12 protein-coding genes are annotated in these 13,453 nt (G+C 68.9%); 4 read left to right on the forward strand and 8 right to left on the reverse strand.

Annotated features, from left to right (window positions below):
• Position 1: 1 nt before the first annotated feature.
• From H5411_RS28035 to H5411_RS28045, 3 genes are read right to left on the reverse strand one after another with little or no spacing between them, the layout of a single operon-like run.
• Complete coding sequence (locus tag H5411_RS28035; RefSeq protein ID WP_312878639.1) at positions 2-769, reverse strand: CoA transferase subunit A; 768 nt, start codon at positions 767-769, stop codon at positions 2-4.
• Positions 769-1,545 carry a 3-oxoadipate enol-lactonase gene (pcaD, locus tag H5411_RS28040; RefSeq protein WP_312878634.1) on the reverse strand — a complete coding sequence of 259 codons (777 nt, stop codon included), beginning with the start codon at positions 1,543-1,545 and terminating at the stop codon, positions 769-771. Before pcaD ends, H5411_RS28035 begins: the two co-directional genes overlap by 1 nt.
• A complete protein-coding gene (locus tag H5411_RS28045) occupies positions 1,542-2,759 on the reverse strand; it encodes an acetyl-CoA C-acetyltransferase (RefSeq protein ID WP_312878635.1) in 1,218 nt (405 codons plus the stop codon). The genes pcaD and H5411_RS28045 overlap by 4 nt, the downstream gene beginning before the upstream one ends.
• A 73-nt stretch (positions 2,760-2,832) precedes the next feature.
• Between H5411_RS28045 and H5411_RS28050 the strand changes: the two genes are divergently transcribed.
• Positions 2,833-3,723, forward strand: a complete 891-nt coding sequence (locus H5411_RS28050; protein ID WP_183125552.1) for a LysR substrate-binding domain-containing protein — start codon at positions 2,833-2,835, stop codon at positions 3,721-3,723.
• Here the strand turns inward: H5411_RS28050 and H5411_RS28055 are convergent.
• Positions 3,717-4,535, reverse strand: coding sequence for an IclR family transcriptional regulator domain-containing protein (locus tag H5411_RS28055; RefSeq protein ID WP_183125553.1), 819 nt, complete (start codon positions 4,533-4,535; stop codon positions 3,717-3,719). The genes H5411_RS28050 and H5411_RS28055 overlap by 7 nt on opposite strands.
• A gap of 287 nt (positions 4,536-4,822) precedes the next feature.
• On the opposite strand from H5411_RS28055, the gene catA reads away from it, so the two are divergent.
• The 3 genes from catA (at position 4,823) to catC (ending at position 7,221) form a co-directional block, all read left to right on the forward strand.
• Complete coding sequence (catA, locus tag H5411_RS28060) at positions 4,823-5,680, forward strand: catechol 1,2-dioxygenase (RefSeq protein ID WP_183125554.1); 858 nt, start codon at positions 4,823-4,825, stop codon at positions 5,678-5,680.
• Positions 5,681-5,768: 88 nt separating this feature from the next.
• The gene (locus H5411_RS28065; RefSeq protein ID WP_183125555.1) at positions 5,769-6,917 is read left to right on the forward strand and encodes a muconate/chloromuconate family cycloisomerase; all 1,149 of its coding nucleotides are present in this window, start codon (positions 5,769-5,771) and stop codon (positions 6,915-6,917) included.
• A 25-nt stretch (positions 6,918-6,942) separates the two neighbouring features.
• Positions 6,943-7,221, forward strand: coding sequence for a muconolactone Delta-isomerase (gene catC, locus H5411_RS28070; protein WP_101438479.1), 279 nt, complete (start codon positions 6,943-6,945; stop codon positions 7,219-7,221).
• Between the two features lie 545 nt (positions 7,222-7,766).
• On the opposite strand, the gene H5411_RS28075 is transcribed toward catC, so the two are convergent.
• From H5411_RS28075 to H5411_RS28090, 4 genes are all read right to left on the reverse strand, one after another.
• Positions 7,767-9,071 carry a luciferase domain-containing protein gene (locus H5411_RS28075; RefSeq protein WP_312878640.1) on the reverse strand — a complete coding sequence of 435 codons (1,305 nt, stop codon included), beginning with the start codon at positions 9,069-9,071 and terminating at the stop codon, positions 7,767-7,769.
• Complete coding sequence (locus H5411_RS28080; RefSeq protein ID WP_183125556.1) at positions 8,963-9,490, reverse strand: VOC family protein; 528 nt, start codon at positions 9,488-9,490, stop codon at positions 8,963-8,965. Before H5411_RS28080 ends, H5411_RS28075 begins: the two co-directional genes overlap by 109 nt.
• Before the next feature lie 147 nt (positions 9,491-9,637).
• Positions 9,638-10,213 (reverse strand): flavin reductase family protein, encoded by a 576-nt coding sequence (locus H5411_RS28085; protein ID WP_183125557.1) that lies wholly within the window; start codon positions 10,211-10,213, stop codon positions 9,638-9,640.
• 93 nt (positions 10,214-10,306) lie between these two features.
• Entirely contained in the window at positions 10,307-13,408 is a 3,102-nt protein-coding gene (locus tag H5411_RS28090; RefSeq protein WP_183125558.1) for a BTAD domain-containing putative transcriptional regulator, read from the reverse strand.
• Between the last annotated feature and the right edge of the window lie 45 nt (positions 13,409-13,453).

Consider the following 13,453-nt stretch of genomic DNA (forward strand, 5'->3'; position numbering starts at 1 on the left):
GTCATGCCCGCCTTTCGCGGATCGTGCGCTTCTCGATTTCCTTGCGCGACGCCTGGTCCGGGGTCAACGGCACGACCCGCTGGACGAATACGCCGGGCAGATGGACGTCGTCCGGGTCGAGGTCGCCGACCTCGACCAGCCGCTCGGCCTCCACGATCGTCAGCCGGCCCGAGGTCGCCACGGCAGGGTTGAAGTTGCGGGCGGAGCGATGGAATCGGCAGTTCCCTGCGCGGTCCGCCACCGCGGCCCGCACCAGCGCTACGTCGGCGACGATCGACTCTTCCAGAACCATCGCCCGGCCTGCGATCGTGCGCACTTCCTTGGCCGGGGAAGCGAGCGCGACCGAGCCGTCCGGGCGGTAGCGCCAGGGCAGACCCCCTTCGGCCACCACGGTGCCGACGCCGGTGGGGGTGAAGAACGCGCCGATCCCCGCGCCCCCGGCACGCAGCCGTTCGGCCAGCGTTCCCTGGGGCGTCAGCTCGACGGTGACTTCGCCGGCGAGGTACTGGCGGGCGAATTCCTTGTTCTCGCCCACGTAGGAAGCGATCACCCGGCTGATCCGCCGCTGCTCCAGCAGCAGCCCGAGCCCGCCGCCGTCCACGCCGCAATTGTTGGACACGACCGTGAGGTCGTCGGCGCCTTGCTCGAGCAGCGCCTCGATCAGGAACCACGGGATGCCAGCGAGGCCGAACCCGCCGACCGCGACGGTGCTGCCCGGCCGGACGTCCGCCACGGCGGAGGCGGCATCGGCGACGACCTTGTCCGGGATCACTGCGCCGCTCCCAGATGCTCGAGGATCGCCGGCGTCACGATCTCGGGTCGCTCGGCGTTGGCCAGGTGGGCCGATTTGTCGACCACCAGGAGGCGGCCTTGCGCGACGCCGTCGGCGATCTGCTGCAGGTGCGGCGGTGGCGTGGCGGGGTCCTCCGCGCCCGCGATGGCCAGCGTGGGCGCGGTGATCGACGCGAGATCCGGCCGGAGGTCCATGGCGGCAATGGCTTCGCAGCACGAGGCGTAGCCCTCGGCCGGTGTCGCCGCGACCATGGCCGCGCCCGCCGCCTTCACCTCGGGGTGGGCGTCGAGATGCGCTGCGGTGTACCAGCGCGCGACGACCGCGGCGTCGACGGCTTGGGATCCCTCCGCCCGCACGAGCGCCGCACGGTCGCGCCACGCCGACGACGGTTCGAGGTAGGGGCTCGTGCACAGCAGCACCATCCGGTCGACCAGATCCGGACGGCGCGCGGCGAGCCGCATCGCGGTCATGCCTCCGAGGGACAGGCCGACGACGTGGGCGCTGCGCACCCCGAGCCGCTCCAGCAGCGCGACGACGTCGTCGGCGAGGTCGTCGATCGTGTACGGGCCGCTCGGGACCGGTGAGCCCCCGTGGCCGCGGGTGTCGTACCGGACGACGCGGAAATGGTTCTCGAGCTCCGCCAGATTCGCGTCCCACATCGCCATCGTGGTCCCGAGCGAGTTCGAGAGCACCACGACCGGGCCGTCTTCCCGGCCGGTCACCTCATGATGGACCACAATGGACTCGTTCACGGCTGAACCCTTTCGAAGATCGCGGCGAGGCCTTGGCCACCGCCGATGCACATGGTTTCCAGGCCGTAACGTGCCCCGGTACGCGTCATCTCGTGCGCCAGCGTCGCCAGGATCCGCGCTCCGGTCGCGCCGACCGGGTGGCCGAGGGAGATGCCGGAACCGTTGGGGTTGAGCCGCTTGTCGTCGGCGTCGATGCCCCACTCGCGCAGACAGGCCAGCACCTGGGCGGCGAACGCCTCGTTCAGCTCGATCACGTCGAGGTCGGCCATGGTCAACCCGGCGCGTTTGAGCGCCTCGCGGGTGGCGGGCACCGGGCCGATGCCCATGACCTCCGGCCCGACGCCGGCCACCGCCCACGACTTCAGCATCAGCACCGGGGTGAGGCCGCGGCGGTCCGCTTCCTCGCGGGTCGTCACGATGCACATCGCGGCACCGTCGTTCTGACCCGAGGCGTTGCCCGCGGTGACTGTCGCCGCCTCGTCCAGAGCGAGCCGCACCGGACGCAGCCGGCCGAGCTGCTCCGCGGTCGTGCCGGGCCGCGGGTGCTCGTCCTGGTCCACAGTGGTCTCCGGCGCGCGCCGACTTCCCGGGACGACCACCGGGACGAGTTCGTCGGCGAATTTCCCGGTCTCGTGCGCGGCGACAGCCCGCTCGTGCGACGCTGCGGCCAGTTCATCCTGCTCGTGGCGGGAAATCCGGTACTGCCGGCGCAGGTTCTCGGCCGTCTCGAGCATCCCGCCGGGAACCGGGAAGTGTTTGCCGCCCGCGGTCTCCCGCGCTCGTACGAGCCGGTCGTGCAGCTGGATCCCTCCGGCGATCTTGCCTGCGCGCAGGCCGGTGGCGTAATGCTCCACAGTGGACATCGACTCGGCTCCGCCGGCCACGACGAGCCGTGCACCGCCCGAGGCCACCTGCCCGACCGCGTAGAGCACGGCCTGCAGCGCCGAGCCGCAGCGGCGGTCGATCTGCAGCCCGGGCACCGAAGTCCCGAGACCGGCGTCGAGCGCGGCGACCCGGCCGATGGCCGGCGACTCGCCGCTCGGGTAGCACTGGCCGAGCAGCACGTCGTCGACGTCGCCCTCGCCCAGCCCGGTTCGGCCGGCGAGTTCGCTCAGCAGCCCGGATGCCAGGTCGGTCGCGGTCAGCGAGGCCAGCGCGCCCCCGTAGCGGCCGACCGGCGTACGGACCGGATTGCAGATCACCACATTGCTCACGCGGCGAGCGTAAGAGCCCGACCGAGAGAACAGAAGTATCATTTAAGTTCGGAAGTCAACTCTGGAGGTATTAATGGAGCTCCGCCTCCTCCGGTACTTCATCGCCGTCGCCGAGGAAAGCCACTTCGGGCGCGCCGCGGAGCGGCTGCGGATGGCGCAGCCGCCGTTGTCCCGAGCGATCCGGCACCTCGAGGCCGAGCTGGGCGTCGACCTGCTGGAGCGGACGACCCGCCGGGTCGCCCTCACCCCGGCCGGGGATGCGTATCTGGACGAGGCTCGCGCGGTGCTCGCGGCGGTCGATGCGGCGCGCGCCCGGGCCAGGCGCGTCGCCGAGGGCCGCGAAGGCCGGTTGACCGTGGGCTGTGTCGGATCTGCGACGTACTCGCTGCTGCCGGCGCTCGCCCGGGAGCTGCGAGCGGAGCTGCCAGCCGTCGAGGTCCGCTTCCGAGGCGAGATGCTGGCCCCGGAGCAGGTCGCGGGCCTGCGCGAGGGTTCACTCGATCTGGGCCTGTTGCGGCACACCGAGGGGCTGGCTCCGGACCTGCGCCTAACCGTGCTGCGCGAGGACCGGTTGCTGGTCGCGGTGCCGCAGGACCACCCGTTGGCCACGCGTGCGCGCCTGGCGATCGGCGACCTCGAGGCCGAAGGCCTTGTCCTGCACAGCGGGGCCGCCGGATCCTCCATGCACCGGCTGGTGACCCGGCTGTGCGAGGACGCCGGATTCGCCCCGCACGTCACGCACGAAGTCGCCGAAACCTCGACACTGCTGACCTTCGTGGCCGCGGGGCTCGGCGTTGCGGTGGTGCCGGAGCCGACCGAGTTCCTCGGCGTGCCGGGAGTCGTGCACCTGCCGCTCGACGACGTGCCGACAGTCCCGCTCGTAGCCGCGACGAGGGACGAGACCGACCTGGTGATGGAGCGCGCGCTCGCGATTCTCGGCCGGATGAGTCGCAGCGCTCAGTAGAACGCGTCTCGTTCCGGGCGCGGCGTCTTGCCCGCCGAACCGTGGCCGAGCAGTCGCGACAGCTCGCCGGCGATGTCGAGCATCAGGGGAATCACCTTGGTTTCGACGTGCTCGCGGGTGAATCTGCCCAGCGACGTCGAGTACGCGATGGCCGCGGTGACCTCCCCGCTGACGTCGCGCACCGGCACGGAAGCGGCGAGCAATCCCATTTCGAGTTCGGACTCGACCATGCAGTACCCCTGCTGTCGGACCTCGCGCAGGATGTCGGCGAGCCGCGCCGGGTCGATCACGGTGTGCGCGGTCAGCCGCGGCATGCCCTGTTCGGCGATCACTTTGGCGAGGAAGTCCGGCCCGCGCCAGGCCATCAGCACGCGACCGGTCGAGGTCGCGGTCGTCGGCATGCGGCTGCCGACGTCGACGGTGTTGCTCAGGATGCGGCGCACCTGGACGCGCGCGACGTAGACGACTTCCGTGCCGACCAGGGTCGCCAGCGACGCAGACTCCTGCGTCTCCTCGGCCAGCCGCAGCAGCAACGGCTGCGCCCACTCGATCATGCTGTGACTGGCCGAATAGCGTTGCGCCAGGGTGAGCACCAGCGGTGTGAGGAACCACGTGCCGCCCGCATTCGCAAGGTAGCCCAGTTCCTGCAGCGTCAGGAGAATCCGGCGGGTAGCCGGACGGGACAGCCCTGTCCGCTGCGCGACTTCCGGCATGCCCATCCGCGGATGCTGTTCGTCGAAAGCGTTCAGCACGGCGAAACCGCGTTCGATGCTCTGGACGAAGTCTCGCTCGTTGACGGGTTTGCGCTCCATCGGCCCATCCTCCCAGCAATTGGCGCGCGGATCTGACTTGACAAACCCGCCGTCGCAGCCCACGGTGTGAACCGCACATCGTATTCGTCGTACGCATAGCGTACGACAGAGGTCCAGTGCGGACTCTCGACCTATGCGAGACGCGTTCGGCCGATTCGCCACCGGCATCGGGTGCACGACCGGTGGAGACCTGCCGCACGATGCGGCCGTGAAAAGTGCTGGACCTCATCAGCCCTATCGACGCGAGCCGCATTCACGACCGCTGATCATCCGACCAGGAGCACCGAATGACTGCCACCCATGAACATCACTCCCCTACCGCGGCCGGATCCGGCGCCAGCGCGACCGCTGCGTTCAAGGAAAGCTCCACACGGCGCAGCACCGCGGGAAGCAGCCCCGAGCGCGTCGCCGGAATTGTCGGCGACATTCTGAAGGCCATCGACGACGTCGTGCACCGCCACGACGTCACGTACCCCGAATACCAGGCCGCCAAAGCGTGGCTGATGTCGGTCGGCGAAGGCGGAGAATGGCCGCTGGTGCTCGACGTGTTCGTCGAACACTTCGTCGAGGACCAGGTGTCGAGGTCGCAGCACGGCACCAAGGGCTCGATCGAGGGACCCTACTACCTGCCCGGCCAGGTCAAGCTTTCCGCCGACTGCACGCTTCCCATGCGCCCGGACGAAAAGGGGACGCCGCTGGTGCTGTCCGGCCAGGTGCGCGACGTCGACGGCACCCCGTTGCCCGGTGCCGAGGTCGACATCTGGCACGCCGACGATCAGGGCTACTACGCCGGATTCGCCCCGCACATCCCCGACGGAAACCTGCGCGGCGTCGTCGTCACCGACGAGGACGGCAGGTTCGCGATCCGCACTGTCCAGCCCGCGCCGTACCAGATTCCGCACGACGGCCCGACCGGCGCATTGCTGGAAAGCGCGGGCTGGCACCCGTGGCGACCGGCGCACATCCACCTCATGGTCCGCGCCGACGGTCACCGCACGATCACCACCCAGCTGTACTTCGAAGCCGGCGAGTACCTGGACTCCGACGTCGCCGCGGCAACCAAACCCGAACTCGTCATCGCGCCGGCCGACGACGGCACCGGTGTTCGCCGCGTGACGTACGACTTCGAACTGGAAAAGGACTGACGCTGCGCACGTGGCTGCGGGGACGGCGGCTGCCGCCCCTGCAGCCACGCCTTGCAGTTGCATTCCGCCCAGGCTCCCGAGAGGCACCATGTCCCCGACCCATGACGACGTTCTCGTCGAAAGCATCGAAACCGTCATCCTGGACGTCCCCCTCCGCCGCCCGCACAAGTTCGCCCGGGTGACGCTCCACGCGCAACCGGTCCTGCTGGTCTTCGTCCGCACCCGAGCCGGGATCGTCGGAACGGGTGAAGGCGTCGTGCCCGGCGGCCCGTGGTGGGGCGGCGAATCGGTCGAGTCCATGAAAGTCACCATCGACACCTACATCGCGCCGCTGCTGCACGGACGGCCGGTCGACCGGATCGACGACCTGATGCGGGACGTCACCGACCACGTCGCCGCGAACCTTTACGCCAAGACAGCAGTGGAAGTCGCCCTCCACGACGCCTGGGCACGCAGCCTCGGCGTTCCGGTGCACACCCTCCTCGGCGGTCTCGCCCGCGACCGCATCGAGGTCACCTGGGCCCTGGGCGCCGAACCCGCCGGCGTCGTCGTGGACGAGATCCAGCGGATCCTCGCCAGCGGCGACCACCGCAGCTTCAAGCTCAAGATGGGCGCCCTCGATCCGGCCGACGACATCGACCGGATCGCCGCGATCGCCGAGAAGATGTCCTCCTCCGCCAGCCTGCGCGTGGACCTCAACGCCCGCTGGGACCTCCCGACCAGCCTCCGGCTCCTGCCCCGGCTGGCCGCCGCCGGCATCGACCTGATCGAGCAGCCGGTCCCCGGAGACCAGATCGACGCACTCGCCGAGATTAACCACGCGCTCCCCGTGCCCGTCATGGCCGACGAAAGCCTGCGCACCTCCCAGGACGCGCTGCGCCTGGTCCGGACCAGAGCAGCCGACGTGTGGTCGATGAAACTCACCAAAGTCGGCGGCTTCCGCCGGGCCCGTGACCTCGTCGCCCTCGGCGCCGCCGCCGGAATCCCCTGCCACGCAGGGACATCCATCGAAACCGGGCTGGGCACTGCTGCCTCGCTCCATCTGGCCTGCGCCGCGCCCGGCATCACCTGGGGCAGCGAGCTGTTCGGGCCTCTGCTGTTCGCCGAAGACATCATCGCCGAACCTCTGCGCTTCGCCGCCGGACACCTGCACGTGCCCACCGGCCCGGGCCTGGGCGTCACCGTCGACCCGGAAGCAGTCCGCGCCCTCCGGCGCCGCGGACTCACTCGCGACTGACCCCCGCATCAGACCAGGAGGAAAAATGCTGTTCCACGTTCGGATGGACGTCGCGATCCCGCACGAGCTGGACTCGGCAACCCGAGCCGACCTCGTCGCGCGGGAGAAAGCACGAGCCGAAGAGATCCAGAGCACCGGGACATGGCCCGAACTATGGCGAATCGTCGGCGAATACGCGAACATCAGCATCTTCGACGTCGAAGACAACGACGCGCTCCACACCCTGCTCTCGAGCCTGCCGCTCTTTCCCTACATGAAAATCAAAGTGACGCCGCTCGCGGCGCACCCCTCGAAAGCCGGCTGACCGGACGCCGAGCAGCCTGCCGCCACGGAGCATCTCGCTTCGGCCTAGCGCCCGCTCCGATCGCACGAACGAAGGCGGACTCGGCGACGCACGCTGTTCGCCGGGGACCCGCGCAGGACCTCAGACCACCGGCGCCGGTCGACGAACTGCCGGCCGGAGCGCAGCGGCTGGAGAACCTTCGGAACGGGCGGTTTCTGCCGAACGGGCTCTGCAGCGCAGCGACAGCTTGGCGCACGGGCCGGACTGCACGGCGGCTCCGGTCGCCGGGCCGGTTCAGACACCCGTGTTCTCCGGGGAGTGCGCGGGCAACGTCCGGAGGCGAAACGAGAAGAGGGCCGACGAACTCATGTTCGTCAACCTGATCCTCCGGTGTCGCGCGGGCGACCGGTTGAAGCCGGTCGCCCGCGCGACGCCTACCTGCGCGTGGTCGAGGATCGCTACGACGGGCCTGCCGGCTGCGGAGCGCAGCTGATCTCGACCGGTGCCGCGTGCAGCCCTGCGACCTGCGTCGGCCAGTGTCCGCAGGCGGCCGACGGAGCGGCCGACTAGGACTTCCGCCAATCGGTCGCAAAATCCGCGCGCAGCCGGCCCGAGGCGAACAGATACGAGCTGCGGGCGATCTCGGTGACGGTGTGCAGCTCGTCGCCATCACGCGGGCCGTAGACCATGACCATGCCTGGCGGGAGGCGCACGCCGGCGAGGGGATGCGCCAGCGCCCAGCCCTTCGCTACGGCATCGGCGGCCAAGACCAATGGAAGGGCGAGATGCATCGAACCGTCGAAGGCGGGGTGAAGATGCGCGAACTCTCCAGCCGAGGGAACGAGGAAAGCCGATTCCGGGCCTCTCCGCTCTTCGAGCACGAAGCCGCGCGCACCCGGCACCGAGACCTCAGACTGCTGCGTTGTGACCCCCGGCAGCCCGGCAAGAGTCGCGAACAGCTGTTCCTGCAATGTCGCCGGAGCATTCTGCGATACCTGCTGTTGAGGGATCGAGGTCGTCACTTCGGGTCGCCGGCCCACTCGTGCCGCCAAGGCACCCGCCGGCAGTGTGGGCCAGCGCGCCGAGCGAGACTCCGCTGGGTTCGGTGCCAGGCCGCTGGTTTTGATGAACAGGAAGCGTTCCCGGACCCATCCGGCGAGATTCCGGAGCTGCTCTTCGGTGATCGAGTGCCCGGTCGCGTCCCGCCGGGCGACGGTCGGCGCGCCTGACTCCCCCGTCAGATATGCCCATGTCCTCGCGAGCAGCTCCGCGGGAATCACAGTGTCGCGGGCGCCGAGTGCGAGGAACACCGGGAGGCCGGCCAAGCGCGCCGGCGTGGCCGGCATTCCCGCATCGAACGGCATCGTTCCCGACAGGATCGCCGCGCCGGCGAACCGCCCGGGTTCGTCCAAGATCAAGCCGCCGGCGAACGCGGCTCCGCCACTGAATCCCGCGAGCACCACCGGACGCTCTCTCGGCACGGCCGAGTCCAGCCAGCCGCGGAACCAGTCCGTAGTGGAGCGCAGCGACGCGGCGACTGGCCGACCGATGCCGCGGTTCGCGAACCACGCGTAGCCGCCTCCTTCCACGATCGGTGCACGAACGGCTGCGTAGCCGAATTCGGGCGGAAGGCGGTCGGCGAGCGAAATGATGTCTCGTTCATGCGACCCCCGGCCGTGGAGCAGAACGACCAGCGGGGCTTCTTCATCGTCGTTTCCGCTGGTGGCTACGACCGGATCGCCGTATTGCGACGGGGCCGAAGTCACGACGCCGCCCCGAACACGCCGCCTCCGACGGTCTCCGCGGTCGCCACTCCGCTCCAGACCGCGACCTCCCTGCTGAGATCGAGCGGGCCCACGGGCGCCTCGCACGCATAGGCCCCCCATTCCTCTCGCGGCATCATCCACATCACCTCGAATTCGTTGCCATCGGGATCCCTGCCGTACACGCTCTTGGTCGCGCCGTGGCTCGATTCGCCCGTATAGGCGTCCAGCTCGACGAGAACCAGCCGCGCCTCCTCGAGGTCTTCGATCACGTCCACCTGCCACGCGACGTGGTACATCCCGACGGATCCCGAAACTTTCGGCAGGGCGGACGGACCGATGCCGAACAGTCCCAGATCGTGATGGTTCCCCGATCGGCGAAGACGGAGGAAGGCGGCATTCGCGCCGGGCTCCCGCGCGACGACGTCCATAGCAAAAGCGGCCGTCCAGAAGCGCACCGATCGCTCAAGGTCGGAAACGAACAAGACGACGTGATTAGCCCGGATCGCCGGAATCGGGTCGACCATTATCTTGCCTCCGTGTCATGCAACGGCCGTGAATGAGGTCCAACGGTTTCCCTCGATCCAGTCATGACGCAGGGCAGGCCCGCGTCCCTGAGATCGATCGCCGGGGGCCGGGCCGAAGCAGCATCGAGCAACTGCCGCAGCAGGCGGTCATGACGAGAAGAAGGCTCCCACTCCGGCGAGTCCTTCGGCCGGGGTGGCGCCGAATGACGCGAACTGGTCTGATCCAACTTGTCCCTCCGCGGCTGTGCGTCCTGTCCGCGCGTTGAAATCGCCGAACCCGGCAGCGTGGTAAACGAGCGGGAGCCTGTCGTTGAAACGGGCAGAATCGACGTGTCCGACGAAGATCGAGTGCGTACCGCCGGCGAGTCGTTCCCGCACGGTGCATTCAAAACTTGCGACGGTCCCCTTGAGCACCGGGATCCCCGTTCGCGAGAACTCGATGTCCACCCCGTCGAATTTGTCCGATGCCGGACGCGCAAACCGCCGCGCGATACGTTCCTGGTAATCGGCCAGCACGTTGACGACGAACTTCCCGCTGCTGGCCACGGCTTGTTCGGTCGGCACCCTGCGATTGATGCAGACAAGCAACGAGGGCGGTTCCAGGCTCAGCGACGTCATGGCGCTGAGCGTCATTCCGTATGTTCGATCTCCCGTTCGCGCGGTGACGACAGTGACGCCGGTGGCGAAGCGGCTAATCGCCCGGCGGAAGTCCGGTTCGTCCATGACGCCTCCTCATGCTGCACCCGCTCAGTCAGCGAGATTTCATCAGCATCGGGCAAGAGCGTGAAGGAGCCCGAAATACCGGGTGTCGTCTCGTCAGCGGCGCAGATCCCGCAGCAGGCAGACCGTCGTATGGTCCGGGCTCGTTCCCAATTCGCGCATCGCGTCCTCGCAACGGCGGTACGCGGCGAGCACGCCGTCGGGATCGCCGCTGGCGTCGGCCAGCCGCATGGCCAGACGCCACATCGACTCGCGGTAAGGGTCCGCCCGCAGAACCAGGTTCGACTCGATCGACGCGGTCTGGTGGTCCCCCCCGTTCAGAGCGAGTTCGGCGACCGAGCATCGCACGTCGAGGACCGCCGAATCGAGGTCACGGCGTCGCTCCTCCGCCCAGGGGCTCTCGACGCCGGCCGCGAACAAGCCGCCTTCCGTCATGGCGAGTGCCGACCTGAGAGCCTCGTATCGGGAGCGCGGCGGAAGGTCTGCGGCCTCGGCAACCGTGCGTTTGAACTGTGCCGATTCCGTCCGCACCCGCAACGTCGACGACAACCGGACCACGCCGTCCGCCACCACGACGCTGTCTTCGTCCGGCAGGACCTGCCTCAGCCAGCGCACCGCCTGCCGCAAATAGGAGGTCGCCGACTCGTCGCTGCGGCCGCCGAACAACGCCCTGAGAAGCTGTTCGCGGGTCGCGCTGTGGCCGGGACGGTGCGCCAGGAACGCCAACAGCTCGGCGCTTTTCTTGATCTGCGGCCTGACGACGCTGCCGTCCACCTTGATTTCGATCCCGCCGAACTCGGCGATGTCCACCGACGCGCCCACATAGCAGTTCAGCTCGACGTCGCGCGCGATCAACAAGCGGCCCAGCTGATGCCACGCCGACTCCGACGACCTCTCGGCGTCGAGACGCCGCGACAACGTCGCGGGGAACATCGCCATCGCGCCGAGCAACGAATGGTTGGAGCCCTGCACCCGCGCCGCCTGCAAAGCGACGTCCATCGCATCGTCCGCGGCGGTTTCGTTCCCCGCCCGCCATTCGGCCTCGGCCAGGTACACCGCGGCCGCCGGCAGCATCAGCACCCGTTCGCTGTGCCGCATGCTCGCGACGGCATGCCGGAGGGTGACGACAGCTCGAGCGACGTCGTCCTGCAGCAGGTAGCTGAACCCGAGCCAGGTGTCGGCCTGCTCCACGATGAAGCCGTAGGCGCCGCCGACAGGATGCCGTCGGACCCCGAGCAGCACGGACTGAGCGGCAGCCGGATCCTTGTTCAGCAGCAGCTCCAGCTCGGCCTGAATGACGTAGCTGAAGGCTTCGAGCATCAAGCTTCCGCTGGCCCGGATCTGTTCGCGGCCGGTCAGGAGAAGGCGCCAAGCGTCCTCACGCCGGCCTTGTTCCCGGCACAGCTGGACGCTCAACACGGCGTTCAGCCAGGCGCCACCAGGCGAGCCGGACGCACGTTCCTGTTCGTACAGGGCCGCCGCCTGGCCGATCTGCCCCATCGCAAGCCGCGCGCCGAGCTGCCAAGGGCGCGCGGCGATCACCGCCCAGGGCGAAGCAGGTTCCTCGAGCAGAAGTGCGAGTCGGCCACGGTAATAGTGCGTTCGCATGATCAACGCATCGAGAGGCCCGCCGCTCAGCGGGATGTTGCGGTCACCGGCGACCGCGCCGGCCGCCCCCTCGTCGAGCATCGTCATGCAGTACCGAGCTGCGTCGACTTCGGGTCCCGGTTTCGCGACCTCCAGGACCTCCTGAATGTCGCTGGTCCGCCCCGCGTGGAAATAACACCATGCGAGCGCGGCGGCCATCCGGCTCGACGACCGGGCGAGCTCGTCCCGCAGCCCCTGCGCGGCCAGACGATCCGCCACGGCGAGACCGCCTCTGTAGTTCTCGGTCACGAGATCCATCATCAGCTCCGCTGCGGGGAGCGCGGTCGTCCCTTCGGTCTCCAATGCGCTGAACCGAGTCAGCCACCGCCTGGCGACGGCAAAGTCACCCCGGTCCATGACCGCCTCGATGGCATACTCCGCGTGCGTCAACGCTTCCTCGAGCAGCCCGGCTTTGAGAAGTTCCTCGGCAGCCTCTTCGTGGCGCTCTGCCACGGCGAGGATCGCCGCGTGCCTCCGGTAGATCTCCTGGACCTCCACGCTGCTGCGGCGCCCAAGCAGTTTGAGGAGGTACTCACGAAAACGCGGGTGGCACCGCAGCACGACCTCGTCCTCGTGCTCCCAGAGGGCCGGCAGGTGCGCGCTTTGCAGAGCGTGCAGGTGTCCCGCCGCGGAATGCAACCCGAGCGCGGTCGCCGCGTCCTCGGTGACCTCGTGCAGTACGGAGGTACACACGAGGAAGTCTCGTTGTTCCGGCGTCAGCTGGTCCAGTATGTGCAGCGACAGGTACCCGTACAGCGGGTCAGCCTCGCCGCTGAGCCCTCTCGTGTGCGCTTGCGAGCGCCACGCCTCGAAGAGCACCCCGGCGACCCAGCCTCCGGTCACCTCGACGGCATGACGGACGTCGACTTCCCCCCGGCCGAGCAGGTTCAACGCCTCCGCCGCCTCCTCCGGCGTGAACGCGAGGGTGCGCTCGTCCAAGCCCAGCATCATCGTGTCCGGGAAGGACCGCAGCGGGAGCTCGCGGCGGCTCAGCAGAATCATGCGCGCGCCGACCGGGAGATACTGGGCGAATCTGCCGATCACGGCCAAGGCTTCGTCCGAGTCGATGATCCGTTCGACGTCGTCCAGAACGATCATGGTCGGCTTGCCGGCCATCGAGTCGGCGAGCAGGCCGGCCGCTTCCAGATGCGTCAGCCCGGCGAGCAGAGCGGCGCCGACGATGTCCGCCGGTGCGACCTCGGCAGCCGACAGCGCGGCTTGCAGATAGGTCAGCAACCGGCCAGGAGCGCCGTCTGTGTCGTCCACGGAGAGCCAGGCGACAGCGCCGTCGAAGCGATCGAGAGCGTGCCGAACAGCCGTGGTCTTCCCCGCTCCGGCCGTGGCGTACACGCACACGACCGGGTTGCGGTCGAGCAGCTCGAACAGCAATTCGTCGATACGCGGGCGGCGAACAGCCGATGCCTGCAGGATCGGCGGGGTTACCTTGCTCCGGATGACTCTCGGCGGCTGAGACGGGCGCAGGTCGCCCCTCGGCACAGTGCCCCCGTCCGCTGAGCGCACGGTGCCGCGCCGGTCCGACTTCGATGTCATCGCTCACCCCGTCGCGGTCGCTTCATTCTATGGTGCCGAACCAGG

The sequence above is a fragment of the Amycolatopsis echigonensis genome (genome assembly GCF_014174495.1).
In the GTDB taxonomy this organism is placed as follows: Bacteria; Actinomycetota; Actinomycetes; order Mycobacteriales; family Pseudonocardiaceae; genus Amycolatopsis; species Amycolatopsis echigonensis.

What these genes read in the sequence shown, in the direction of transcription:
- H5411_RS28050 (WP_183125552.1), top strand. Translation starts at nt 2,833, where the DNA reads ATGGAGCTCCGCCTCCTCCGGTACTTCATCGCCGTCGCCGAGGAAAGC.
- H5411_RS28055 (WP_183125553.1), bottom strand. Translation starts at nt 4,535, where the DNA reads ATGGAGCGCAAACCCGTCAACGAGCGAGACTTCGTCCAGAGCATCGAA.
- catA (WP_183125554.1), top strand. Translation starts at nt 4,823, where the DNA reads ATGACTGCCACCCATGAACATCACTCCCCTACCGCGGCCGGATCCGGC.
- H5411_RS28065 (WP_183125555.1), top strand. Translation starts at nt 5,769, where the DNA reads ATGTCCCCGACCCATGACGACGTTCTCGTCGAAAGCATCGAAACCGTC.
- catC (WP_101438479.1), top strand. Translation starts at nt 6,943, where the DNA reads ATGCTGTTCCACGTTCGGATGGACGTCGCGATCCCGCACGAGCTGGAC.
- H5411_RS28080 (WP_183125556.1), bottom strand. Translation starts at nt 9,490, where the DNA reads ATGGTCGACCCGATTCCGGCGATCCGGGCTAATCACGTCGTCTTGTTC.
- H5411_RS28085 (WP_183125557.1), bottom strand. Translation starts at nt 10,213, where the DNA reads ATGGACGAACCGGACTTCCGCCGGGCGATTAGCCGCTTCGCCACCGGC.
- H5411_RS28090 (WP_183125558.1), bottom strand. Translation starts at nt 13,408, where the DNA reads ATGACATCGAAGTCGGACCGGCGCGGCACCGTGCGCTCAGCGGACGGG.